The 25,157-nt window shown below is 67.0% G+C and carries 21 protein-coding genes; 8 read left to right on the top strand and 13 right to left on the bottom strand.

Annotated elements, in window-relative coordinates:
* Nucleotides 1-10: 10 nt before the first annotated feature.
* Complete coding sequence (locus tag GXY47_11665; protein ID NLV31796.1) at nt 11-1,240, top strand: FtsX-like permease family protein; 1,230 nt, start codon at nt 11-13, stop codon at nt 1,238-1,240.
* Nucleotides 1,241-1,257: 17 nt separating this feature from the next.
* On the opposite strand, the gene argA is transcribed toward GXY47_11665, so the two are convergent.
* Nucleotides 1,258-2,607, bottom strand: coding sequence for an amino-acid N-acetyltransferase (argA, locus tag GXY47_11660; GenBank protein NLV31795.1), 1,350 nt, complete (start codon nt 2,605-2,607; stop codon nt 1,258-1,260).
* Nucleotides 2,608-2,813: 206 nt separating this feature from the next.
* On the opposite strand from argA, the gene GXY47_11655 reads away from it, so the two are divergent.
* Nucleotides 2,814-3,803, top strand: a complete 990-nt coding sequence (locus GXY47_11655) for a hypothetical protein (protein NLV31794.1) — start codon at nt 2,814-2,816, stop codon at nt 3,801-3,803.
* Between the two features lie 195 nt (nt 3,804-3,998).
* On the opposite strand, the gene GXY47_11650 is transcribed toward GXY47_11655, so the two are convergent.
* A complete protein-coding gene (locus tag GXY47_11650; protein NLV31793.1) occupies nt 3,999-4,271 on the bottom strand; it encodes a hypothetical protein in 273 nt (90 codons plus the stop codon).
* 41 nt (nt 4,272-4,312) lie between these two features.
* Nucleotides 4,313-6,583, bottom strand: a complete 2,271-nt coding sequence (locus tag GXY47_11645; protein NLV31792.1) for a glycosyl hydrolase — start codon at nt 6,581-6,583, stop codon at nt 4,313-4,315.
* A 168-nt stretch (nt 6,584-6,751) separates the two neighbouring features.
* Between GXY47_11645 and GXY47_11640 the strand changes: the two genes are divergently transcribed.
* Both GXY47_11640 and GXY47_11635 read left to right on the top strand, forming a co-directional pair.
* Complete coding sequence (locus GXY47_11640) at nt 6,752-8,539, top strand: ABC transporter ATP-binding protein (GenBank protein NLV31791.1); 1,788 nt, start codon at nt 6,752-6,754, stop codon at nt 8,537-8,539.
* A 58-nt stretch (nt 8,540-8,597) separates the two neighbouring features.
* Nucleotides 8,598-9,776 (top strand): MFS transporter, encoded by a 1,179-nt coding sequence (locus tag GXY47_11635; GenBank protein ID NLV31790.1) that lies wholly within the window; start codon nt 8,598-8,600, stop codon nt 9,774-9,776.
* A gap of 21 nt (nt 9,777-9,797) precedes the next feature.
* Here the strand turns inward: GXY47_11635 and GXY47_11630 are convergent, their stop codons facing one another.
* The 5 genes from GXY47_11630 to GXY47_11610 all read right to left on the bottom strand — a co-directional run bounded on the left by GXY47_11630 (nt 9,798) and on the right by GXY47_11610 (nt 16,704).
* Nucleotides 9,798-11,156 carry an aldehyde dehydrogenase family protein gene (locus GXY47_11630; GenBank protein ID NLV31789.1) on the bottom strand — a complete coding sequence of 453 codons (1,359 nt, stop codon included), beginning with the start codon at nt 11,154-11,156 and terminating at the stop codon, nt 9,798-9,800.
* A 10-nt stretch (nt 11,157-11,166) separates the two neighbouring features.
* Nucleotides 11,167-12,102, bottom strand: coding sequence for a tRNA (adenosine(37)-N6)-dimethylallyltransferase MiaA (miaA, locus tag GXY47_11625; GenBank protein NLV31788.1), 936 nt, complete (start codon nt 12,100-12,102; stop codon nt 11,167-11,169).
* A gap of 5 nt (nt 12,103-12,107) precedes the next feature.
* The gene (locus GXY47_11620; GenBank protein NLV31787.1) at nt 12,108-13,289 is read right to left on the bottom strand and encodes a hypothetical protein; all 1,182 of its coding nucleotides are present in this window, start codon (nt 13,287-13,289) and stop codon (nt 12,108-12,110) included.
* A gap of 15 nt (nt 13,290-13,304) precedes the next feature.
* The gene (locus GXY47_11615) at nt 13,305-15,383 is read right to left on the bottom strand and encodes an aldehyde:ferredoxin oxidoreductase (protein NLV31786.1); all 2,079 of its coding nucleotides are present in this window, start codon (nt 15,381-15,383) and stop codon (nt 13,305-13,307) included.
* Nucleotides 15,384-15,489: 106 nt separating this feature from the next.
* Nucleotides 15,490-16,704, bottom strand: coding sequence for a hypothetical protein (locus tag GXY47_11610; GenBank protein NLV31785.1), 1,215 nt, complete (start codon nt 16,702-16,704; stop codon nt 15,490-15,492).
* A gap of 93 nt (nt 16,705-16,797) precedes the next feature.
* On the opposite strand from GXY47_11610, the gene GXY47_11605 reads away from it, so the two are divergent.
* Both GXY47_11605 and GXY47_11600 read left to right on the top strand, forming a co-directional pair.
* Nucleotides 16,798-17,571 (top strand): ABC transporter ATP-binding protein, encoded by a 774-nt coding sequence (locus tag GXY47_11605; protein ID NLV31784.1) that lies wholly within the window; start codon nt 16,798-16,800, stop codon nt 17,569-17,571.
* Nucleotides 17,568-19,214 (top strand): hypothetical protein, encoded by a 1,647-nt coding sequence (locus GXY47_11600; protein ID NLV31783.1) that lies wholly within the window; start codon nt 17,568-17,570, stop codon nt 19,212-19,214. The genes GXY47_11605 and GXY47_11600 overlap by 4 nt, the downstream gene beginning before the upstream one ends.
* A 24-nt stretch (nt 19,215-19,238) precedes the next feature.
* On the opposite strand, the gene GXY47_11595 is transcribed toward GXY47_11600, so the two are convergent.
* On the bottom strand, nt 19,239-19,631 hold the full coding sequence (locus tag GXY47_11595) for a hypothetical protein (protein NLV31782.1): 393 nt from the start codon (nt 19,629-19,631) through the stop codon (nt 19,239-19,241).
* Between the two features lie 142 nt (nt 19,632-19,773).
* On the opposite strand from GXY47_11595, the gene GXY47_11590 reads away from it, so the two are divergent.
* Both GXY47_11590 and GXY47_11585 read left to right on the top strand, forming a co-directional pair.
* Nucleotides 19,774-20,355, top strand: a complete 582-nt coding sequence (locus tag GXY47_11590) for a sigma-70 family RNA polymerase sigma factor (GenBank protein NLV31781.1) — start codon at nt 19,774-19,776, stop codon at nt 20,353-20,355.
* 67 nt (nt 20,356-20,422) lie between these two features.
* Nucleotides 20,423-20,731, top strand: a complete 309-nt coding sequence (locus GXY47_11585) for a hypothetical protein (protein ID NLV31780.1) — start codon at nt 20,423-20,425, stop codon at nt 20,729-20,731.
* Nucleotides 20,732-20,743: 12 nt separating this feature from the next.
* On the opposite strand, the gene GXY47_11580 is transcribed toward GXY47_11585, so the two are convergent.
* The 4 genes from GXY47_11580 to GXY47_11565 form a co-directional block, all read right to left on the bottom strand.
* Nucleotides 20,744-22,678, bottom strand: coding sequence for a 9-O-acetylesterase (locus GXY47_11580; GenBank protein NLV31779.1), 1,935 nt, complete (start codon nt 22,676-22,678; stop codon nt 20,744-20,746).
* A 37-nt stretch (nt 22,679-22,715) separates the two neighbouring features.
* On the bottom strand, nt 22,716-23,933 hold the full coding sequence (locus GXY47_11575; protein NLV31778.1) for an MFS transporter: 1,218 nt from the start codon (nt 23,931-23,933) through the stop codon (nt 22,716-22,718).
* Nucleotides 23,934-24,098: 165 nt separating this feature from the next.
* On the bottom strand, nt 24,099-24,902 hold the full coding sequence (locus GXY47_11570; GenBank protein ID NLV31777.1) for a mechanosensitive ion channel: 804 nt from the start codon (nt 24,900-24,902) through the stop codon (nt 24,099-24,101).
* Nucleotides 24,899-25,153 carry a hypothetical protein gene (locus tag GXY47_11565; GenBank protein ID NLV31776.1) on the bottom strand — a complete coding sequence of 85 codons (255 nt, stop codon included), beginning with the start codon at nt 25,151-25,153 and terminating at the stop codon, nt 24,899-24,901. The genes GXY47_11570 and GXY47_11565 overlap by 4 nt, the downstream gene beginning before the upstream one ends.
* Nucleotides 25,154-25,157 lie beyond the last annotated feature (4 nt).

Here is a 25,157-nt window from a genome sequence, read left to right as displayed (position 1 = left end):
GAGAGCGAGGATGGACTACCGCGAGACCTTCGGCATGGCTTTCGACACCCTCCTCACCCACAAATTCAGGAGCTTCCTGACCGTGCTGGGAATCGTGGTCGGGGTGTCGGTGGTGATCGTCATCGCGTCGATCCTCTCGGGGGTCAAGCAGAACGTCCTTGCGGAAATCGAGTCGCTCGGGGCCAACAACATCCTGGCCTACCACCGGGACATGATGCCGAGCGGGCGCCCCACGCGCGAGGAGAGGATGCGGCGGCCGCTCACGGTGGCCGACGCCAAGGCCATCCGGGATCAGTGCCCGTCGGTCCAGGACGTGTGCTGGATCGGAGTCCCCACCAGGACCCGGATCACCATCCGCAACGAGAAGACCTCGGTGCGGGGGGGGGATTTCATGGGCGTTTCCTATAATTACGCGAACATCTATGACCTGAAGCTGGCCAACGGGCGCTTCTTCACCCAGGCGGAGGACGACCACCGCATGCCGGTCGCGGTCCTGGGCCCCGAGACCGCCAAATCCCTCTTCGGGGAGACGGATCCGGTAGGGAAGCGGATCCTGATCCTGGGGCGCCCGTTCACGGTCCTGGGGGTGGCCGAACAGAGCCGCACCGGATCGATGCTCGGGGCGGCGGACAACTACGTCTATATCCCCTACGGCGCCTTCCACAAGCTCATGCCGTGGGAGGAGGACCATTACCTCTACATCCAGGCCCGTCCCGGCATGAGAACCCAGGCGCTCGACGAGAGCGAGAGCCTGCTGCGACTGCGGCGCAAGGTCGGGCACTCCGAGCCCAGCAACTTTTCGCTGACCACCCCGGACATGATCATCAAGCAGCTCAATTCCATCACCGCCATCTTCGGCCTGGTCGTCATCGCCGTCTCCAGCGTCGGCCTGCTGGTCGGGGGGATCGGCGTCATGAACATCATGCTGGTGTCGGTCACCGAAAGGACCAGGGAAATCGGCACGCGCAAGGCCCTCGGCGCCACAAAACGCGATATCGTGCTGCAGTTCCTGTTTGAAGCGATGACCCTGACCGGTATGGGAGGGATTTTCGGCGTCCTCTTCGCGGTGGCCATCAGCCTTGTCGTCGTCGCCCTGGTGCCGAGCCTGCCCGCCACCATTCCCCTGTGGGCGGTCCTCACGGGCCTGGGCGTGTCGATCGCCGTCGGCCTGGTCTTCGGCGTCTGGCCCGCGCGCAAGGCCGCCCTGCTCGACCCCATCGACGCCCTCCGCTACGAATAGGGTTCCGGTCCCGTCGGCTAGAGGAGCTTCGACCTGCGGCGGGAGAGCGTCTTCCTGTATATCCGGGACTGCCGCTTCCTGTCGTAACTCCTGCGGCGCTGCGGGGGCAGATTCTCCACCGTCGCGGGGACGAAGCCCAGCTGCTGGAACCAGTCGGAAGTCCGGGTCGTCAGGACGAACACCGCTTTCAGGCGCAAGGCCGACGCCCGGTCTATGAGGTACTCGATCATCTTCCGCCCGATTCCCATGCCGGCGTAGGTGTCATCCACAACGACGGCGCAGATTTCCCCCTGGCGGTCCGGGAAAACCTCGAGTGCGGCGCAGCCGTGCAGGGTGCCGTCGACCTCGTACACGCAGTAGTTGTCCACCTTCTCCTCGAGGTCGGCCGCGGTCCTCGGGACCAGGACGGCGTCCTCGATGGCGGGTTGCATGAGGCGGAGCACGGCCGGGACATCGGTCCGCGTCATGCGCCGGATGTTTTCGTGCTGGTTGGAGTAGATCATCGTCCCGAGCCCTCGGTTGGAGAAGATCTCCTTGAGGATCATCCCGTCGGCGGCCCCGTCGATGATGTGGACCCGGTGGACGCCGTCGCGGCAGGCGCTGAAGGCCAGGTCCACCAGCGTCAGGAGAAAATCCTCCTTCTTGCCGGCATTGAGATCGACGAAGGTCCCGGCCATATCCACGGTCATCTGGGTGATGGTCCCGTCTTCCGCCACGGGCACCTCGTCGGGAACGGTGTAGGCGTCCGCGGACAGGGTGCGGCGGTTGGTAAGGAAGAAGAGCTTGGACGCCTTGAGCAGGACGCTGATGGTGGCGGCCAGTTCATTGGAGGAGAGGTTGTAGGGTGTTCCCCGGGCGCTCCACCCGATGTTGGGGAAGATCGGTATCATCCCCTCATCGAGGACCTTCACCAGGACGTCGGTCTGGAGCTTGTCGACGATCCCGGCGCTCTGGTAATCGACCCCGTCCCGGACTCCGATGCTGCGCGCCCGCACCCAGTTGCCGATCACGGCGTTGGCGCCGAATTCCGCCAGCACGGTCATGATCCTGTTGGAAACGTCGAAGGCCGCCATCTGGATGAAGGGGATCGATTCGGGCGGGGATATGCGTATCCCGCCGAGGCGGCGGCACGCCACCCCGTAGGTGGCCAGCACCTCGTCGATCCTGCTCCGCGCCCCGGGAACGAGGATGATCCTGATCCCCATGCGGTGAAGGAGCACCAGGTCCTTCAGGAGCACCGGGATGAAGGGACTGGCGATGAGTTCGCTGGAGATCCGGATGACAAAGGTCTCGCCCTTGAACCGCTCGATGTAGCCGAAAGCCTGCCGGATTATCTCGACCTGCTCTTTCAGACTGTTCTTGCCCATGGTTTCTCCGGCTCAGGTTTCCAGGCCGATTGGGATGGGGGATCGACACTCCACGGGCTCCCGGGCGCCGTTCCTGTCCATCGTCGTATGGCGCGTATCATAGCACGGGCTTAGCGGGCGGGTCAAGCGCAAAAATTTTGTAAAATATAGATAAATAAGGGGATGCGACTGAGTTGTCATGGTATAAGTTCAGTCGGGGGGAAACCATGATCCATCCGATGGCACCGGCGGGCCGACAGTTGCTGGACCGCATTCTGGATCGACCCGATCTCGCCCGGGCCATCCGGAGTCTCGAGCCGAGAGTCCTGAACCAGCTCATTCGACGATGCGGGCTCGAGGACTCGGGCGAAGTGATCGCGCTGGCGTCGTCCGGGCAGCTCATGCACCTCTTTGACGAAGATCTGTGGCAGAGCGCGCGGGCGGGGGAGGAGGAACGGTTCGACGCGGAGCGTTTCGGGCTGTGGCTGGAGGTCCTGGCCGGAATGGGGCCACACGTCGCGGCGGAGAAGATCGCGGGGATGGACCTCGATTTTGTGACCGGAGCGTTTTCCCGGCATGTCCTGGTCCTGGACGAAGCGTGGACGGCGCTGCGGATGATGGCCTTTTCGGACGGCTCAGACGTCGACCCCTCCGAATGGGAGCGGGCGGAATGGGCCGAGAAGGCGCTCGAAGGGAGCCTCAGGCACGAATTCAGCGGCTACACGGTGGTTTCGAAGAGTGATGCGTTCTGGGACGCCGTGCTGCTGGTGCTCCTCGAACTGGAAGATGGCTACCCCGGGTTTTTCGGGAAACTGATGGAGGGGTGCGCGCGGATCGATGCCGGACAGATCGACGGCGACGATGGACTGTACGAGCTGCTGACCGAAGGCGAGCGGGTGATGTCCGATATCGCTGCGGACCGGGAGGCCCGGCGCGCGCGCGAGGGGTACGTGGATCCGGTCGGGGCGGCGGCCTTTCTGGCGTCTGCACGGCAATGGAAGCCGGGCCGCCCCGGGAGCGCGCGCGACGCCTTTGCAGACACCGTGAGGGAAAACTATGTCCGGTCCCTGAAGGATCGGGCCGGCCGAGGGGCCGGTCGCGGAGAGGGAGCGCCGGAGTTCCGGGGGACCGCTTCGACCGGGGAATTTATAGCCGGCATCGCCCAGATCAGGGCTGTCGAGCGTTTTGTCGCATCCCTGCCGCACCTCCTGCTGTAGCGCCACCATCGGTCACTTTTCATGTGACCCGCACGGGGGAGTCCGGGTCTAAGCCATTTGAAGGGTCCCGCCCCGCGGGTTCCGGCCCTGGAGACGGTTCAGGACCTCGGGGTGCGGATCGGGGGCTGGCGACGAGCGGTGCCGAGGGGTCGGCGTCGCCAGCCCTCACTGCGATCGGCCGGAGGGGGTTTTCCGCTAAGGGTGTGCCCGCCCACCGGGGTCAAGACAGCCGCGGGGGAGCGACCCGTCAGCTCTTCCGGTTGTTTCCAAATAACTCGCCTTGACCCAGTTCCAGTTCAGGGAGAGGTGCAGGAGGACCCCTCCCGCCAGCAGGACGCCGCCGGTTTTGTGGAGCGTTTCGAAGATTTCATCTCCCAGTGTGATCATGAGCAGCGCGCTGCAGACTTGGCAGAGCAGGAGCAGGGCGATGACGGGGTTCACGATTTTAAGGACGCTGGTCTTTCCCATTTTCGTCTCCCATTCTTATCAGGACACTGCGCCCCCGGGCGCTACCGGAGCGTGACCCGTTTTTTCAGCCGGATGTCGCCCGCCGAGGGGCCGACACGCAGTTCGATCATGCACGGGTCGTCGTCCCAGGACCGGGTGCTTTCGTTCCAGTAGCGGAGGTTCGAGACCGGGACTTCCATTCCTATCTTTCTGCTCTCGCCCGCGCGGAGGGTGGTTCTCGCAAAGGCCTTGAGTTCCTTCTCCGGCCACTCGACCGACGGATCGACGCGGTGAACGTAGAGCTGGACCACCTCGTCCGCCGTCGTTTCCCCCGTGTTTTTCAGATCGAGTGTCACGGAAATGACGTCGTTTTTGCCGTAGCTCTTCCGGTCGGTCTCGAGACCGGCGTACTCGAAAGAGGCGTAGGTGAGGCCGTGCCCGAAGGGGTACATTACCGGGATCTTCCGGGTGTCGAACCAGCGGTATCCGACCAGCGACTCCTCGGAATAATGCGCCGCATTCGGGTCCCTTGCGGGTTTCTCGCGCGCCTCTGCGGCCGGCGCCGCTTCCGCTTTGGCCACCAGGCGCGCGAACACGTCGGAGCCCGGGCCCCCCTGGGGATAGTTGCCCAGGGCGTAGGCGGGGGAGTCTTCGAGCTTCACCGGGAGGGTGAAGGGTAGCCGGCCCGAGGGGGAGATCGTCCCCAGCAGCACGTCGGCCAGGGCGTTCCCCCCCTCCGATCCGTTGAACCAGGAGAGGACGAGGGCCTTCGATACCCGGTTCACCACGCCCAGGTCGTTGGGGCCGCCGCTCGTCAGCACGGTGACGATGTTGGGGTTCACCGCGGCGATCCGGCCGATCAACCGGTCCTGCCCCGAGGGGAGGAAGATGTCCCGGCGGTCGCTCCCTTCGGTTTCGACGGCGCGGTTGTTCCCGCCGACAAAGAGGACGATGTCGGCCCCGGAGGCGGCCTCGATCGCCTCGAGCGCCAGGGCTTCGGCGCGCAGCTCCTTTTCGCGCGCCTCCTTTTCCAACTCCGCCGGGGCCTTTTTCCTGAACCCGCCGAAACCCGCATACTCGACCGGCTCGTACCCGCGGGCGTGCACGATCCTCGCCCTTTCGCCGACCCGGTTTTTGAGCCCCTCGAGCGGCGTCACCTCGTACAGGGCCTTTACCCCCGCGCCCAGGCCCCCCGTGGCCATGGCCTGGGTGGCGTTGGCGCCGATGACCGCGATGAGCGGCCGGTTCTTCAGCTCGAGCGGGAGCACCCCGTCGTTTTTCAGCAGCACGATCGATCTGGCCGCCACGTCGTAGGCGACTTTCTGCTGCGCCGGCTGGGACGTCACCGCCCGGTTCGCCTCGGAGTCGGGGACCGGCTTGACGGCCAGTCTCACGCGCAGCACCTCGCGCACCCGCCGGTCGACGAGCCCCTCGGAGACTTCCCCACGGGCTACCGCGTCGAGCAGCGCCTTCCCGAAAAACTGCTTCCCCGGCATTTCGACGTTCAGGCCGCTCCGGATCGCGTCGACCGTGCTGTGCGTCCCCCCCCAGTCGGAGACGACCAGGCCGGCGAAACCCCACTCGTCGCGCAGGATCCGGTTGAGGAGCCGATCGTTTTCCGCGCACCATTTCCCCCCGACCTTGTTGTAGGCCGCCATGACCCCCCAGGCGTCCGCTTCCTCGACCGCCGCCCGGAAGGGGGGGAGGTAGATCTCGCGCAGGGCGCGTTCCCCCACGATCACGTCGACCGTGCTGCGGTTGTTCTCCTGGTTGTTGAGGGCGAAATGCTTCAGGCAGACGGCCACCCCGTTGTCCTGGACCCCCCGGGTATAGCCGACCGCCAGCCGGGCGCTCAGGAAGGGGTCCTCGCTCAGGTATTCGAACGTCCTCCCGCCGGTGGGGATCCGCTGGATGTTGATGGCCGGGGCCAGGATCATGTCCTTTCCCCGCAACCGGGCCTCCCGCCCGAGCGCGGCGCCGTAGGCGTAGGCCAGCTCGGGGCTCCAGGTGGCGGCCAGGGCAGAACCGGTCGGGAAGAAGGTGGCCTGGTCGTTTTGCCACCCCAGCGGCGTCCAGCTGTCGGGCTCCATCTCCTCGCGCACCCCGAAGGGCCCGTCGGCGTATTTCAGGTCGGCGATCCCGAGCCGCTCCACCCCGGCGGAGACGAACATGTGCTTGGCGTGAAGCATGTTCACCTTTTCCTCGAGCGTCATTTTGCCAAGGAGGTCGTCGATCTGCCGGTCGTACCGAAGCAGCGCGGAGGTGCGCGACGAGGGGAAGCCCAGCCCCGCCAGCAGGAGCGTGAGGGCCGCCAGTGCGAATATCCTTTTCATGACTATCCCTTTTCCTTTGCGATGAGGTGCCGCCGGGTGCCGGTGACGGACCGACGTCACGATCTTGGTGCAAAAGCCCGCCCGGAGTCAAGGTGAAGCCGTCGGGGGACGGGGGCGGACCCGGGTTTCCCCGGCCGCGGCGCTCCCCTTTGTGGTAGATTGTGCCGGATGAACATCTGGCAGATCATCCGGCGGCTCTTCCCCTTCGTCCGGCCCTGGCGCGGGCTGATAGCGGCGTCGCTGATCCTGACCACGCTGGGAGCCCTGGCGGCCCAGGTCAATCCCCTCGTGCTCCGGTACACCGTGGACACGGTGGAGCGGCTGCTGGGGGAGGGGGTCCCCGCCCGCCAGAGCAGCTCCCTGCTCCTGTTCATCTCCATGGTGCTGTTCCTCAAGGAACTCGCCAACATCGCCGTCAAATACGGACAGAGCATGGTGGGGGAAAGGCTGCGCGTCAACCTGACCGGTGCGCTGGCGCAGCACGCCGTCGAGCGCATCCTGACCTACAAATACGCGTTCTACACCTCCGAGGAGAACGCGACGGGCAAGCTCCAGACCAGGATCGACCGGGGCGTGGAGAGCCTGACGGGCTTCGTCCAGAACATCTTCATCGAACTCCTGCCCCTGTTCGCCAACTCCGCGCTGGCCCTCGTGCTGATGTTTCAGGCCAACGCCTATGTCGGCCTGATCGCCTTCATCATCCTGCCCGGCTATTTCCTCCTCAGCTGGCGGCAGGCCTTCATGCTCCGGGGGGTCAGGCGCGGCCTGCGGGCGCTGCGCGAGGCCAAGATCAACGGGCTGTTCAACATCATCGAGTCGATCGTCGTCATCAAATCCTTCGTCAGGGAGGAATACGAGGCCGGCAAGCAGTACCAGCTGCAGCAGAACCTGATCCGGTCCCAGTTGAAACTGCGCAGGACCAACTACACCTTCGACGCCCTGAAGTCGTTCGTGGAGCAGGTGGGCGTCACCCTCGTCATCATCCTCACCGCCTACCTGGTGCTCGACCGGCAGATGACGATCGGCGCCATCATGTTTCACATCCTTCTCTTCAACAACGTCTCGGCCCCGATCCGCCAGCTGCACCGCATCTACGACCAGATGAACGAAACGCTGACCTACGCAGAGGGCTTCTTCGAAATCCTCGACGCCGACGGCGCGGTGGAGGAGAGCGGCCTGTTCACGGCGGAAAAGCCGCGCGGCGAATTCGTCCTCGAACACGTCGACTTCAGCTATCCCAACGGCACGAGGGCCATCCGGGACGTCAGCATGACCATTCCCGCGGGAAAGACCGTCGCTTTCGTCGGCCTCTCCGGGGCGGGCAAAACCACGCTCATCAACCTGCTCTGCAAGCTATACCCCCCGGGCGGGGGGCGGATCCTGCTCGACGGGCGGGACCTCGGGCAGTTCGACACCCACGCGCTGAGGAAGAACATCGGCCTGGTGCTGCAGAAGAACCACATCTTCAGGGGGTCCGTCGAAGAAAACATCCGCTACGGCAAAATGGAGGCCACGCAGGGCGAGGTCGTGGCCGCCGCGAAGCAGGCCTACCTGCACGAACAGATCGTCGGGCTGCCGGAGGGGTACGCCAGCGAGGCGCAACTGCTCTCTGGAGGGCAGCAGCAGCGGATCGCCATCGCGAGGCTGTTCCTCAAGGACCCCCCGATCATCTTCCTCGACGAGCCCACGGCCAGCCTGGACGCCATCGCGACGGAGCAGATCAAGAACAGCCTGGACGCCATCAAGGAGAACCGGACGGTCGTGATCATCTCCCACAGCATTTCACAGATCATCGATTCGGACGTGATCCATGTCCTGAAGGAAGGGAGCCTGGTGGAAACGGGCAATCACGGGGAGCTGTACGCGAGAGGGGGAGCCTATTTCGAGATCTTCAACGCCTCCGCCCGCAGCCTCAACCTCGACAAGATCTCCGGCACCCTGAGCCGCCTCCGGTAACGGCGCCCCGGGCGGCCGTTTGCATTCTCAGGGAAGATTCCGCATACTTACGCTTCTTATGAAAGCCACGAAACAACGACCCCCGTTATGGACCCTGGGCTTCCTGAACGTCTGCATCGCCAATTTCCTGATGGCGTGCTCGTTCAACCTGCTGATGCCGTCCATTCCGCTCTACATCACCGAGCAGCTGGGGGTGCCGCAGACGCAGACGGGGATCGTGCTGGCCTCCTACGCCCTGGCCGTTTTCTTCATCCGCCCCTTTTCCGGGTTCCTGGTCGACCTCTATTCGCGCAAGAGCATCCTGCTCGTCAGCTTCGTCTGCTACGTGGCGATCTTCACCGGGTACTTCTTCGCCACCACGGTCCTCTTCTTCGTGATCATCCGCTTTTTTCACGGCCTCGCCTGGGGCGGTTCCACGGTCTCCTCGAGCACCCTGGCGATCGACGTCGTCCCCACCGAACGGCGCGCCGAGGGGATCGGCTATTACGGCACCTTCATGAACGTGGCGATGGCGGTGGGGCCCTTCATCGCCATCCACATCTACCAGACGGCGGGGTTCCAGACCCTGCTCGGGTACGCCATGGGGATGGGGGTTCTGGGGATCGTCGCCGTTCTGCTGATCAAGGCCCCGGCGCGGCCCAGGGTGGCCAGGGAGAAGATTTCGCTCGACCGCTTCTTCCTGCTTCCTGCCTGGCCCATCTTCCTGAACCAGCTCCTCCTCTGCTTCGCCTGGGGCACCATCGGCGCCTTCGTCGCCCAGTACGGCAAGAGGATCGAGATCCCGAACGCGGGGATTTTCTTCCTCTTCTGGGCGGGCGGCATCATGGTGTCCCGCATCTTCTCCGGGCGCCTGGTGGACAGGGGGCACATCCACCTGGTGAACGCGGTGGCGATGGCCATCGTCGCGGTCGCCTTCCTCGTTTTCGCCTCCTTTCACAACATCTACGCCTTCTGCCTGTCGGGGCTCTCGATCGGTGTCGGCTTCGGGATGATGTTCCCGGCGCTGCAGACGCTCTACATCAACATGGGAGAGCACAGCCAGCGCGGGACGGCCAACTCCACCTACCTGGTCGGGTTCGACCTGGGGCTGTCGCTCGGGATGCTGGCCGGCGGCTACATCTCGGGCACCTGGTCCTTCGAGGCGATGTATCGGACCGCTTCCACGCTGTGCGCCCTGAGCATCCCCGTCTACTGGACCGTCTCCCGCCCGCGCTTCGAGAGGATGCGGTTGCGCTGACCCGGGGCGCGGTTCCTCCCCTCAGACCGCCGGAATCCTCACGAACCTGACGTTCGAGAATTCCCGCAGCCCTTCCCGGGAGCGGGTGCGCCCGATGCCGCTCTCCCTGGCCCCTCCCCACGGGGCGCCCAGCGGGGGGACGCCGTGGGCGTTCCACCCCACCACGCCGACGTCGAGCCGGGAGGCGATGGCGCGCGCCAGGGCGACGTCGTTCGTCCAGATCGAGGCGGTCAGCCCGTACCGGGTGGCGTTGGCCAGGCGCACCGCCTCGGCCCAGTCGTCCACCGGGGCGACCGGCAGCAGGGGCCCGAAGGGCTCGTGGTTCATGAGGTCCATTTCGGGGCCGACGTCGGCAAGGACCGTGGGGGGGAAGAAGAAACCGCGGCGCGGGAGGCGCCGCCCCCCGGTGAGCACCCGGGCCCCCCTGCGGACGGCGTCGGCCAGGGCGGCCTCCACCTTCTCGAGCTGGAACGCCCCGGCCAGCGGCCCCATGTCCACGTCGCCCTTCGGATCCCCGACCCGCACCCTTCCCGCTTCCGCCGCCGCCTCCTCGAGGAAGCGGGAATAAGCCGGGCGCTCCACGTAGACCCGCTTGATGGAGCAGCAGATCTGGCCGCTGTTGGCGCAGTGGATGCGCACGATCCTCCTGGCGACGGCGGGGATATCGGCGTCCCGCAGCACGATCGCCGCATCGAGCCCCCCGAGCTCGAGCGACACCCGCTTGAGCCCGGCGGCGCATGCCTTCATGATCTCCTTTCCCGCGGCCGTCGACCCGACCAGGGCCACCATCGACACATCGGACTCCACTACGGCGCGGCCGTGGTCCTTCCCCCCCACGACCAGCTGGACCAGCCCGGCGGGGAGCCCGGGAAGCTCCCGGATATGGCGGGCGAGCGCCAACCCGGTGCGCAGGCTGTGTTCGGAGGGCTTGTAGAGCGCCCCGTTGCCGGGGAGGAGGGCGGAGAGGAGGCTGACGGTCGACAGCCAGAGGGGGCCGTTCCAGGGGGTGATGACGCCCACCACCCCCAGCGGGGCGAACTCCGTGTAACCCGCTTCGGGTCCCGCGTCCGTGACCTCGGGCGCCAGCCACTCCGGAGCCGTCCGGCACAGGTAGCGGATCCCCCCGGCCGTGCGCAGGGCCTCCTTGCGCCCGGTGGCCAGCGGCTTGCCCATGTCTTCGGCCATCAGCCGGGCCAGCCCCTCCTCGTTCGCCTCCAGGGCGTCCGCCAGCGGCAGCAGCACCGCGGCGCGTTCGGCCGCCGGCATGAGGCCCCAGGGTTCCGCGGTTTCCCGGGCGAGCCCGAGCTGCCGGGGGATGTCGCCCACGGGGGTTTCGGGGATTTCTGAGCTTTCTTCGGTGGTGGGGTTGACGACGCGCATGAAGCCTCCTTCAGGATGATTGTGCGCCCGACTTCCGGACGATGTCCGCGGCCCGCGCCGCGTCGGCCCGATCGATCCAGTAGAGGGGAATGCCGCGGCGCTCCATCCCCCGGAACCAGGTTTCCTGGCGCTTGGCCAGTTGATGGATCGCACGGCGCAGGTTCTGCTCCATCTCCCGGCGGGAAACGGTGCCGTCGAGGTAGGCGGCGACGTGGCGGTACTCCATGCCGAAGAGGTCGAACCGGTCGCGCCGGATGCCGCTCCGCAGAATCCGCTCCACTTCATCGATCATGCCGCCGGCGAGGCGCTCCCCGAGGCGGCGGTCGATCCGGGCACGGAGTTCATGCCGGGGCCAGCGGACGGCCAGGACCAGGGGCTCGATCGGGGGCGGGTTCTCATCGCCCCACTCGATCTCGTGCCCGCGGGCGTACAGCGCGACCTCGAGCGCGCGCACCACCCGCTTTTTGCTGCTCCGGTCGGTGCTGCGGTACAGGGCGGGATCGAGTTCCCGGAGTCGCAGGAGCAGGTCGTCGGCGCCGGCGCGCATCAGCCCTTCCCGCAATTCCGGGTCTTCCGGGACGTTGGGGATGCGGTATCGCCGGAGCACCGCTTCGATATAGAGCCCGGTGCCGCCGACCACGACCGGGAGGCGGGCCCTCGCGCGGATGTCGCGGAAGGCGGCATAAAAGTCGCGCTGGTAATGGTGGAGGGTGTAGATCTCCCCCGGCGCGCGGATGTCGATCAGGTGATAGGGAACGGCTCCGCGGGGGGTGTCGTATTCGTCGAGGTCTTTTCCGGTCCCGATGTCCATCCCCCGGTAGACCTGCCGGGAGTCGGCCGAGAGGATTTCGCCCCCGAATTCCAGGGCCAGGGCGACGCCCAGGGCCGTCTTCCCGGATGCGGTGGGGCCGCAGATGACGAGGCAGTTCCTGGACGGTGAAGCCATGACGTTCAGTCCGTTTTGAATGCGTTCCTGAGGTGCCGGCCGTAATCCCCGAGTTCCTCCCCCGTATCCGCGGCGATGAAGAACCCGTGCCGCAGGGGGCGGTACCGGGTCCCTCCCGCGGTATAGGAGAGGGGCGTAAAGAGCAGGATACCGGTCCCGCGCCCCGGGTCGAAGGCGTATTTTTCCAGGCGCCGGTGCCACGAGGCGTAATCGGTCAGGGCGGGGTGGCGGCGGCGCGGCGCGAAGAGCAGCAGGCACGCCCTGCCCGGCGCCAGCCGGTCGCGCAGGCTGTAGGCCAGGAGGCTCATCGGCTGCCGGGCGTTGACATCAACCAGGGCGCAGCGTTCCGTGCCATCGATCGTGTGGACGACCCAGTCGAGCCCCGCGGGGCCGAAATACCCGGCCGCGTGAAGGCCGCGCGCGACGATGGTCGCCCCTTCCTCCATCCTGTGCCGGCACCGGGCCAGGACCGGATCTTCGGGAAGGAGCAGGTTCCCGAAATAGACCCCCGCCCGGTTGACCAGGGCGCGGTGGTGGGTGAGGGCGACGACCCGGCCCGATCGGTCCAGTTCCATCCTGGAGGAGAGGTCGGCCGAGCGGTCGACCCAGGGTTCGATGACGGCCGACGAGCCCGGGCGGGAATAGATCCGGTCGACGGCGTCGGCCTCGCCGGGCGAGCCGACGATGACTAGGCCGATCCCGGCGTTGCCGTGCTCCGGTTTGAGGACCAGGGGGAAGGTGCGGGAGGCGCGGATATGGGCCCGGGCCTGGGCGGCCGAGGCGCACAGGACCGACCCCTCGATCCCCAGCCCGTGGCCCCTGGCCGCCTCGTGGCAGAAGCGGCGGTTGTTGACGGCCCGGACGGCCTCGAGCGGCGGGTGGCGGAGATCGGCGCCGTGCCGCCTGAAACGGTCGATGGCCGACCGGCTCCACCCCCAGGGGAAAGCGGCGTAGCCCGGGAGGCCCTCTCCTTCGGAGCACGCCCCGGGCAGGCCGAGGCCGAGCCCGGACAGGTAGGACCGGTAGGGTTCGGGCGCGGCGGCGTCGAGCAGGATCCTGTCCTCCGGGCCGCCGCAGGGGAGGAAGTAGAAGCGGGCGTCGAGGCACGACTGCCGCTGCCGGGCCGACCGGACGGAGGCCAGGTCGGTGTCGACGTCCACGTTGCAGAAGAGGAGTTTCGGCTTCACGGCCGGCCGCTGCCCCTAACCGAGCTTGTCCCGCTTCTGCAGGAGGTCGGCCACTTTTTTGAGGCCGAGGTCCTCGAGCGTCGCGCGCGTCGGGCGGCCGCTTTCGACGCCGAAGCCCTCGAACTTGTAGAACTTCGTCTTCCACTGTTCGAACCGGGCTCGGTCGAGCCGGCGCCCCTCGCCGGTCGCGTAGGTCCATTTTTTGGCGCCGTCGTCGTACATCGGCAGGAGCGCGCCCTTGGAGCCCTGTTCGTAGATGTACTCGGGGAACACTTCCATGTCCCGGTGACGCCCCTGCAGCGTCCAGATCGCGCGGTCCAGGGTGAAGATCCTGCGCCCCAGTTCCATGCCGTCGGCGAAGGTGAGGTTTTTTCCGGTGACGGCGTTGAAGAAGCGCGGTTCGGCCTCCGGCGTCGGGCCCCTGCCGTCGGGGGAGTTGTTGGTGAAACACATGGGCCACATCCAGCCGCAGAAGCCGTTGGAGCCGATCCAGAATTTCTCGTAGTGCTTGACCCAGGCGACCTGCTTGACCTTGTGCTCGGAGTATATGCCGGTAGGCCCGTCGCCGTAGTCGAGCATGAAGGGGTCCCCCTGGTAGGGGACCATGGCGTCGGCCGTGATCCGGACCGCCTCCTCCGCCCCGAGGTAGGGCTCCTCCCCCGCCATCTGGAAGGCGACCGGGGTCCAGTGAAGGGGGTAGTTGGCGATGTTGTGCAGCATCAGGTCGCGCTCCCCCATGAGGGAGCCGAAGCCCCATTCGGCCTCGACCCTGGGGTCGTAGTGGTCCACCGTCCCCCAGTAGGCGAGGTTCAGGGCGCCGCTCTTCATGTCCTGGTCGTAGGTGCCCCACCGGATCGCCGCCCGCGCCAGCCCCTCGGCCAGGTCGGCGCCGATCCCCTCGCGGTCCGAGATCTGGCGCATGAACAGGTCCAGAAACCCCATGGTGCCGTACCGGTCCATCGGCAGGTCGGACTCGATTTTTTTTCCTTTGCCCAGCAGGCCCCGCTGGTAGAGATCGTGGACGTACGACTGCATCCACATGAACTGCCAGTGGCCGAGGCCCAGTTTCTGCATCAGGTCGTTCCCCTGGCGGGTGAGCTTGGGGCTGGCCCCCTCGAGCCGGACGGCCGCGGCGCCGGCGCACACCGACTCGTTGCTGTCGGCGCTCGCCAGGCGCTGGCGGCACCCCCTGGGGCAGGAGGCGCAGGCGGCGGCGCGGCTGGGGACCAGGGGGAGGACCTTGGGATCGAAGTAGGGGTTGTTGGTCACGTTGGCCCCCGCGGGGGAGCCGTTCACCCAGAAGAACATCCCCCCCGTCATCTCCTTGCGCCGCGGGTCGTCCACGTCGTACTGGAAGCGGCGGAACCAGAGCCGGGCGTCCATGAAGGCGCGGGGGTCGGCGACGGGCGCGCCGCCGGTGCCGATGACGCTGACGGCCTTGAGGCGCTTGGAGCCGAAGACCCCCCCGAAGCCGCCGAGCGCGGCCTGGGAACCGGGACCGTGCAGGAGCGCCCCGATGCGGCTCCCGTTCTCCCCCGCCGGGCCGCAACAGACCACGGCCGGGACCTGGGTGGTCTGTCCGTGGTCGAGCGCCGCCCACTCACCCCGCCTGAGACCGGGCACGACGCGCCGGGAGATCTCCTGCTGCGCGTCCCAGGTGTCCATCCCCCAGATGCCGGCGGCGCTCTCGATCACGACCCGGTCGTCGACGATGTTGATCCAGACGGGGGCGTCGGCCGCCCCTTCGATCACGATGCCGTCCCAACCGGCGAATTTGAGCTGGGAGGTGAAGCGGCCCCCGAAATTGCTGTGCGCGAACCATTCGACCGGGTGGAGCATGGGGCCGAGCCCCTGCACCTCGCACCGGCCCGAGGCGGGCACCGAGGTGCCGGCGAACGGGTGCGCCATCATGATGACGAGGTTGCGGGGGTCGAAGGCCGGGAAGGGGAGTTCCGCGCCGACGAGGTCGAAGAAGATGGCGGACCCCATCCCGTGGCCGCCGCCGTATTCCTCGTACTTCTCCGTGGGGAGGGTGCCGATGGACCTTGCGGTCAGGTTCACCCTGAGGATCTTACCCGTGTAGCCGCCTTTCATCGCTCCCCCTGTTCTTTCGGTGCCTTTCCGGATGGTGCGCCGGTGGGCCGAGTATACCACGGGGCCGGAGCCGGAAAGCGGTGGAGTTCATCGAGCCCCCGGTTGTCTAACGACCCCGCAGGCGGTGGCGGATGACGGACCAGGAATAGATCCCGAGGCGGGAACGGATGAAGCGAAAAATCTCCTGGAGCACCCTGGTCCAGGGAAAGCCGTACTTCTTCCGCAGTCCGGGCCACATTTCGCGGCAATAGGAGTCCCGGGCCAGGACCTTGCGCACCCAGCACTCGGCCAGGTGGCGGGAGTGACGCCGCCGGTACCGATCGAGGTCGAACACCTCGCCGTATCGGTCGAGCGCCCCCAGGATGTCCAGGGCGTAGAGGGTGCGCAGGCACTTGACGCACACGCCGCAATTGCGCCGGCGGGTGTTGCACACGTTCAGGTATCGGTGACTCGGAGCGTAATCGACCAGCGTCCGCACCTTTTCAAGGCGGGACCGCTCGGAGCCGGTGCTGTAGAACCCGAGCGTCCCGGTTGAAAGGGCGTCGAGGATGAAGGTCTCGAAATGGGCGAGGTCGACCGCGCTCAGGCTGAATCCTGCGAGCGCGTATCCTGACGAGCTGTAGTACCGGGTAAAGAGTCCGGGGAGCGAGAGCGCCGCCGCGGCGTTCAACACCGAATAATAGCGGGCGTAACGGGGCGCGAACTCATGGACATTCGATTCGACGCTCAGGAATTCGTAGCCGTATTCCGTGCAGAAACGCCGGGCCAGGTCCGTCCGGAACTCCTCCAGCTCTTCGGGATCGTCCGCGCCGATATGGTGGCTCCCGACATTGAAAAGGCAGAGGTGGGTGAGGTCGTGGCGGGGGAACGAAGTGTGCGAATACCGGGCGACGGTGTAGAGGCTGTCGACTCCGCAGGTGATCCCGGTCCCCACCGCGCCGGCCGCGGCGGTATTCTCCGCGGCCAGGGGAGCGGTGATTTTGATCGTGCGTGCCCCATAGACGGTCGCGAGGACCGGGCACAGGAAAGTATTCAGCTGGAAGAGGAGCCGCTCGCCCACGGGCACCCTGGAGACGATATCGATCCCGTGCATGGCCGATTCGGGGAGCAGGGCCGCCACGAAGCAGTCGGCCCGCCCGGGGCGGAAATGCCGGGCGAGACGCTCCTCGACCTCGAAGAACAGCTCGCCGGGCCTGTCGCCGGACAGGGTGGCGACCAGGCGGGTCCGGCCCGCCGCGGACCCCCGCACCTCCGCTTTTTCGATGACCACGGCCACGCGAACCCCCGTCGGAAACATGAGTGCCCGGGCATTATGGGTCATGGGGTCCCGCCTTGTCACCCCCGGAGGCGCCGGAAACCGATATCCAATAAACCGTCCTTCGGCTAAAATGCCGCCATACGGCGACGGGGGACCATGATCACGATATCCGGCCTGGCAAAAAGTTACGGGCGGCTCAAGGCCGTCGACGACGTCTCTTTCGAAATCGCGGACGGGGAGATCTTCGGGCTCCTCGGCCCCAACGGGGCCGGAAAGACGACCATCGTCAAGATGATGATCGGCATGCTCCGGCCCGACGCGGGCACCATCTCCGTCAACGGCCTCGACGCGGTCGGCCGCTCGCTCGAGGTGAAAGCCGACCTCGGGTACGTTCCCGAGTCGAGCGCCCTCTACGAGAACCTGACCGGGCGGGAGCACCTGGAGATGGTGTGCCACCTGCATCACATGGATGCGGGCAGGATCGACGGGCAGGCGAGACGGCTGCTGGGCGCGCTCGAACTCGCCGATGCCGCCGACAAGCGCATCGCCGGGTATTCCAAGGGGATGAAGCAGCGGCTGCTGCTGGCCGGCGCCATCATCCACAACCCGCGGGTGCTGATCCTGGACGAGCCGATGTCGGGGCTCGACGCCAACGTCCAGTCGGTGATCCGCCGGCTGATCCGCGAATTCGTCCGCGACCGGCGCATCGTGATCTTCTGCTCCCACATCCTGGAGGTGGTGGAGCGGTTGTGCGACCGCCTGATGATCCTCCACCGGGGCCGCAAGATGATCGAGGGGACGCCGGGCGAGATCATGGCCGGGACGGAAACGGACAGCCTCGGCGGCGCCTTCAGCCGGCTGACGGGGGCCGTGGACATCGAGTCGCAGGCGCTCGGGATCCTGGACGCCATCGGGGGCCGGGAACCATGAGCGCCCTGTCGGAGTCGAGAATCGACCGGCGGCAACTGCAGGCGCTCCTCCGCGCGGCCTGGAAGACCGACCTGCGCGGTTCCGGGAACCCGATGGACCCGTCCGGGGGCGGGTCGGGGAAAGTGCCGCCGATCCTGGCGGTCATGGCGCTCAAGCTCTTCATCGGGCTGGGCCTCGGCGCCGTGGTCTTCGTCGTCCGGGAGCCCTTCACGGCCGCCTTCCTCGTCTTTTCCACTATGGCGGTCTTTCTGACCATGACCGTGCTGCTCGAATTTTCCAACCTGATCCTGCGCCCGGACGACTATCCCATCATCGCCGCCCTCCCCGTCGGTTCGAAGACCTTCTTCGCCGCGAAGATGATCCACCTCCTCGCCTACGTCAACGCGCTCGGTCTGCTCCTCTACCTGCCGCCGGCGATCGCCTCGGCCGTCGCCAACCGGAACCCGCTCCTCCTTCCCGGGTTCCTGGCCGCGGGGGCGCTGGCCGCGACCGCCATGGGACTGTCGCTGGTGCTCCTGTACGCCCTCCTGCTGAGGATCGTCGACCGGGAGGCGATGCAGCGGGTGCTGGCATACGCGAACCTGGCGCTGACGCTCGTCGTGTACCTCGGATACTTCGTCGCGCCGAGGCTGCTCGAGGGGCGCGCCCTGTCGGCCATTCCCGGATTCGGTTCCGGCTGGGTCTACCTGGCGCCGCCGGCGTGGTTCGCGGCCATCGTCAAGCTCCTGGCGGGGGAAGCCGCCCCGAGGGACGCCGCTGCCTCCCTGTTCGCCCTCCTGCTCCTGGCGGCGGCCTTCCGGGCCGCCATGTCCAAACTGTCGCTCGAGTATGCGGGAACGCTGGCCGACACGGTCGGGCGGGACGAGCCGCTCAGAAAGAGCGGGGGAAGCGGGTGGGGTTCCCGCCTGCTCGGCCTCGTCGCGGCGAGCGAGGACCGGGCCGTCTGGACGCTGATCCGGAAGCAGTTCAAATACGACAACCGCTTCAAGATGTCGATCCTGTCGATAGTCCCCCTTACGGCCATTTACGTGTTTCTCGCCGTCTCGGAAGGGAGGATGACGCCCGACCCGTTCCTGGGGCCGCCGGGGGATGCGGCGGCCGGGGGCTCCCTGCTCTATATCGCCGCGGCGCTGTTCCCCTACATGATCACTCTCGGGACCGTGAACAGCGACGCCTACCGCAGCGCCTGGGTGTTCTACGCCTCGCCCGCCGACCGGGCGCGCATCATCCTTTCCCCGGCCCGGTACGCCCTGGTCTGGTTCTGCCTCCCCTTCACCCTTCTGCTGGCCGGCATCTTCACCTGGTATTTCGGCAGCGCCCTGCACGCCGTGCTGCACTGCCTGGTGATCTACTCCATCATGGTGATCCAGACCAGGATCCTGACCCTCATGTATCCGCGCATCCCGTTTTCCCAGCCGCCGAAAACGGGGCAGCGCACCCTTTATATCTTCGTCCTGGTCATCCTGTCGATCATCGTGATGTGCGTTCCCATGGGGATCGTCACCGCGGTCGGGTATGGAGGCTACGCGGGGTACTCCGCCTGGCTGGCCGCCGCCCTGGTCGTCAACGGCATCCTCGCCCGGATCATCCGGGGAACACTCCCGCGCCGCGCCGCCGACATGGAATTCACCGCGCCGGTGTAAGGCAAAATCCGCCGCTTTTCCCCTTTACCGGGAAGCCCCTTTCCTGGCGACGGCCCAGTAGACGAGGAACCCGATCCCCAGGAATCCGACGATACAGGCGGCCGTGGCGAACAGCGCCCCGAAGGAGGCGCTTCCTCCGGAATAGTGACTGATCACGGTGACGGCGCCGAACCCCATCCCGAGAAACAGCAGGATCAGTCCCCGGCGCAGGCAGGTCTCCGCTGTCAGAGGTTTCTTGACGGGTTCGATTTCGGGCGGCGTCATCCCGCGCTCGATCATCAGTTCGCGTTCGCGGTACTTCAATTGTTTGCCCCGGTAATCCCAGTAGATGGCCCAGAAAGCCACCCCGATTCCGAACACGATGGCCACGATCGGAATGATTTCTCCAAACGGCGGTGCCAATGTTTCGATGGGCATGATCTCTCCTTTTCGATATTCCGATTGTTCACTGTCCCCCGCAACTCCATACGACGACGCGATCCGCGCGGCGGTTTCAACAATCGGTTGAAACCGGCCGCCGCCACGGGCGTATCATGGGATATGGCCGGGACGGGATGCCGTGGACGATAACGAGCAGGCGCTGGTCGACGAGGTCCTGTCGGGCGACCAGGCGGCGGCCGCGCGGCTCGTGAATGACTATGCGCGCATGGTCGGGACGGTGATATGGCGGGCTACGGGGGACGACGGGGTCGTCGAGGACCTGGCCCAGGAGACCTTCCTGAGGGTGTTTCGGGCCCTCGCGTATTTCGACAGCCGGGGAAAGCTGTCCACCTGGATCTACACGATCGCCCACCGCGTGGCGATCGATCACCTGCGCCGATGCTCCAGGCGGCGCGAGGAAGCGCTCCCTGACCAACCGGAATTCCATGGGGGGTTCGCCGCGGATCTTCCCACCCCGGAGGACGAACTGGCGCAGGAGGAAATGGGGGCCCTGGTTCGGCGGGAAATGGCGCGGCTGCCGGAAACCTACCGGCTGGCCCTCCAGTACACGGCGATGGAGGAACTGGATGGCCGCACGGTCGCGGCCATGATGGGTATACCGCCGGGTACCTTGAAAACCCATGTTTTTCGCGGCAAGAAGATGCTGAAGGAAAAGATCCTTTATGCGATGCAGACACGTTCAGAAAGAACTGGCTCTTGACCCCCGGGCCGGGAGGCTGTCCCCCCGGGTCCGCACCCATCTGGCCCGATGTCCGGAGTGCAGGGAGGTGCAGGCGCTCTATGCCCGGATCGACCGGACGCTGGAGGAGCAACCTTCATGGCAGCCCCCCCCCGGATTCGGCGAACGTGTGGGTCGACAGGGCCTGGCGGTGCGGCGGTCCACTCCTTCGACGGTGGGAGGCAGGGTCCGGCTGGAGCCCGGTGATTTTTTCGGTCCGGTGACGCTGGGAGCGGTGACGGCGGTCCTGAGCATGGTCGTTTTGCGCGATCCCGATCCCCTGGCAGTAGCCTGGGTGTCCGCCGCTCTTGCGCTCGGCCTCTCCGGCTGGCTCACCTGGCGCACCCTGAGGGCCTAGACAGGGGCGCCCCTAATCGGTCAGCGTCATCCTGAAGGGACCGGCGGGGAGGCCGTTGTCCCCGGCCAGGTTGGCGTCTTCGGGATTGTCCTTCCAGGCGTAGCGCACCGACACCGGGCGCGGGACGGCGGGGCTGGCGACGACCACGGTGCGTCCCTCGATCCTGGCGTCGGCCGGCGCGTGCTTCCCGTCCTTCCCCGCCAGCTCGAAGCCCAGAAGGGGCGCGCCTCCGCGCGCGGCGGGTGCGGGCGCCGCGGAGCTGAACCCGATGCGGACGGCCGCCCCCTCGCTCGTGGCCTTTTCCGGGAGCGGGCCGACATAACCGACGTCCGTTTTGCCGTAGGTTTTATGGAGCGCGATCAGGGCCAGGCGCGTGCCGACCGTTTTCTTGTCTTTCGGGTGGATGTCGCGGGGGTCGCCGATATCGATGGTGACGGCCTGTCCCGTGTTCGGAAGCTCCAGGGCCGCGGTCTGGGCCTCGCGCAGCAGCGCCCATGGGCTCGAGTCCGGGGTGTCTCCTCCCGAGATCCAGTTGGCCAGCTGCACCCAGTAGAACGCCAGTCCGGGCCGGCGCCAGAGCCGGCGCAGGTCGGTGATGAAATTTTTGAACTGCTCCCGGTACCGGACCGCCTCCCCGGCGTCGTCGGCGTTCGATTCCCCCTGGTACCAGAGCACCCCTTTGACGGGGAAGGGGATGAGCGGGTGGATCATCTTGTTGTAGAGTGCGCTCGGGGTGTGGTTGGCGTTGATCTCGGCCGGGATCGTGACCCTGTCGGGCCTCGCTTTCCATTTTCCCGCCAGCGGGATTCTTGCCCCGTCCGGGGCCTCGACGTAAAGCAGGCCGGCATCGGAATAGATCCCGCCCCCCCCGCCGGTGTCCGTGACGCGGACGGCGATCACGTTGTCTCCCGGCTGCAGGAATTCCGCCGGGACCGCGTAGCTGCGGACCTGGTCGTACCGCTCCGTCGCGCCGACCCTGTGCCCGTTGACCCAGGTCGTGTCGCTGTCGTCGATCCGGGCCAGGTGGAGCCGGACGCCGCCGGACGCCTGGCGGGCATCGAGGGAAAACTTCTTCCGGTACCAGACGACGCCGTCGACGCCGTCGAATCCCTGGCTCTCCCAGAGCATCGGCGCCGAAAGCTCCATCCAGCCGCTTTCGTCCAGGATGGCGGCGCTCCAGTCGGCGGCGGCCGCTTCCACCCCGTCGGTGACCGCGCCGGGCCAGCGGCGGAACTTCTCCCGGAGGGCGGCCGCGCGCTTTTCGGCCTCGGCCTCCAGTCGGCCGATGCGCGCATGGGACTCCTCCGGGCTCTCGCCCAGCGCTTCGGGGCTCATCCACGACTCGATGTTGGCCCCGCCCCAGGAGGAGTGGAGGAGGCCGATCGGGAGCCCGGTCTCCGCCTGGACCCTGCGGGCGAAGTAATAGCCGATCGCCGTGAAATCCCCCGCGGACGCCGGGTGCGCGGCCTTCCAGCTTCCGCCCGCCAGCCGGTCGGACGGGAGAGCGGCCCAGGAGTGGGGGACGAGGAAGTGGCGGATGTTCGTGTTTTCCGATGCTGCGATATCTTCGGCCGCGCCCTCGGCGTTACGCAGCACCCACTCCATGTTGGACTGGCCGGAGCAGAGCCACACGTCGCCGACCAGGATGTCCCTGACGGACAAGGTCTCGGCGCCGGAGCTGATTTCGAGCGCATGGGGCCCACCCGCTTCCCGCGCCGCGAACTCCGCGCGCCAGGCGCCCCGCCCGTCGCCGTGCACGGTCCGGGCCTCTCCCGCGAAGCGGACCGTGACCTCCGCCCCGGGCTCGCTCCACCCCCACACGACGACGGGCTCCCCGCGCTGGATCACGGCGCCGTCGCCGAGGAGCGGCGGCAGTTCGACCCTCGCCGCCAGGGGAGAAGCGAGGAGGATGAGAAACAAGCCGAGGAAAACCGGTTTCTTGCCCATGATGATCTCCGCGCGTCGTCATGGACGCGCACCCGGGTCAGCGGAATCTTGCCAGCCAGACGGCGGCGGCGGCGAGGACGCACACCGGGACCAGCATGAACCCGGCCCCCGTCCAGCCGGCCGCGTCCGCCAGTTTCCCGAAGAGGATCGGGCCGACGAACATCCCCAGGTTCTGACCCAGGGCCAGCACCGCCATCCCCGAACCCGCCATCCGGCGCGACGCCATCACTTCCGGCACGGCGGCGAAAGTCGCCGGCACGATGGTCCCGGCCACGAGGCCGAAGGTGATCATCAGGGCCGGGACCAGCCACCCGGTCGCCAGGAAGAGAGAGAAGCAGATCGGGGCCATGAGGAGCGAGGAGACCGCTATCAGGCGCCGGCGCATCCCCAGCCGGTCGGAGAGCCAGCCGCCGAGGGGTTGCGAAAACAGGGCCGTGATCGTGCTCAGGCTGACGATGAAGGCGGCCGTCGACAACGGATACCCGCGGACCGAATTGAGGAAGGTGGGGAAATAGGTGCCGAGCGCCAGGCAGACCACGTTGTAGCAGACGAACTGCAGGGCGATCAGCCAGAGGGCGAGGTTCAGCATCGCCCTCCCGTAGCCCGACAGGACGCCGCCCTCCCCGCGGTCCTGGGGTTTCGCGCCTGCCGCCTGCTGACCGGGCATGCGGAAAAGGAACCAGAAGAGGACGAAGGCGGCCAGGGAAAAGAGCGCGCCGACCTTCCACACCAGCTGCCAGCCGCCGAGCGAAGAGAGCCAGGGCGCCAGGTTGAGGGTGAGGATGTTCCCGAAAGGCATGCACGTCGTCCATATCCCCAGGGGGGTGCCGCGCCGCGCCTCCGGGAACCAGAGGGCGATGGCGGCCGGCGCCACGATGGTGATCAGGCCGAGGCCCGCCCCCTCGATGAAGCGGCTGGCCAGCATCAGGGGCACCGTGGCGCTGAACGTCCCGAGGACCGAGCCGAAGGAGACGGCGCCCACCGCGATCAGGCCGGTGGCCTTGGGGCCCAGGCGCTGCAAAATGAAGCCTGCCGGCAGGGCCAGGAGCAGGCCGGTCACCGAGAAGGCCGACATCAGCATGCCGGCGTTGCCGAGGCTCAGGTGGAAATCCCGGATCAGGACGGGCAGGACCGGCGGCACCTTGAACTGGTTGAGCGAGGATGCCACGCTGGCGACGCACAGCACCAGGAGGATGGTCCACGCGTAGGGGGGGGGCCTTTCAGTCGATTCCGAGATGGGGACGGCGCCCGTCATGGTCTTCCTTTCCGCCGGGTCTCGCGGGCCTCAGGGCGTCCGCCCGCCCGGGAAAAATTCCGAACCGTTATAGCAGACTCCGGCCGTTTTCCCTAGCGCCATGGTGCGGCAGGCGCGGGAGGGGCCGGGAGGGCGGGCCCCCGCCGCCCTCCCGGAACCGCCCCCTTACTGCTTGCTGATTTCATCCAGCAGGCGGGAGTTGGATACGCTGATGCTCCGCTCCTCCGAATCGAGGAGGGCGTGGGTGGCGGTGATGGCCCGCAGGGTCCCCTTCTGGCCGACGATTTCGAGCGGCTTGCCCACCTCGAGGAATTTGCGGGCGTAGAAGCCCGCGAGGATGTTGCGGACGATGTCCCGCGCGCCCAGGCCGAAGGAGATCCCGAAGGCCAGGGCGCCCGCCGCGAGCACGATGGCCGTGACCAGGCGCAGCATCTCGGTGTCGACCTTGAGCTGGGACACCGCCATCACGGCGATGATGAAGAAAAGGAGGCCCGAGACGAGGCGCCCGAGCGCCGAGGCGAAGTCGAGGCCGGCGTTCTCCGCCGCCTGGCGCACGGTGGTGCCCACGAACTGGGAAACGGCGCTGCCGAGCAACAGGAGCAGGAACGCCGCGATCAGGTTCGGCAGGTAGGAGAAGAAGGCCCCGAGCGCCTCCGAAATCGCCGTCAGGCCGAGGGAGTCGGCCAGGGTCTTGGCCAGGAGGCAGAGGATGAGGTAGTACACCAGGCGGGGGATGAAGAAGTCGAGCTTCTGGCGGATCCCGATGCTCCGGAGCGTCCTGTCGAGCCCCGTCTGCTGCACCAGGGTGTCCAGCCGGACCCGCACGAGCAGCATCCGCAACAGCTTCTCGATCCCCTTGGCCACCAGGACGGCGATGAAGAGGAACAGAATGCCCAGCAGGACCTTGGGGGCCGCTCCGGCAACCGTGTCGAGCAGTCCCTGAAAAGACGCAACGAGTTTCTCTTTCACCGGGGGCCTCCTTTTCGGTCCTTCGCCGCGGGAAACAGGCTGAAGACCATTTCCAGGAATTCGATGAAAACCAGCCTGGGCAGATCCCAGGCGAACGACGCCACGTGGCCGGCCGAGACGCGCCGGTCGATCTTTTTCCGCACCCTGGCCCAGAAGCCGCCGGACGCTTCCAGGCCGAGCTCCGAGAGCGCCTCGATCGGTTCGTCCTCGTCATCGGGCCCGGGTGTGCGGGAAGTCGGATCGAAGTCCATGGTT

It is taken from the genome of Acidobacteriota bacterium (genome assembly GCA_012729555.1).
Taxonomy (GTDB): Bacteria; Acidobacteriota; UBA6911; order UBA6911; family UBA6911; genus UBA6911.
This window is presented reverse-complemented; position numbering and strand designations above follow the sequence as displayed.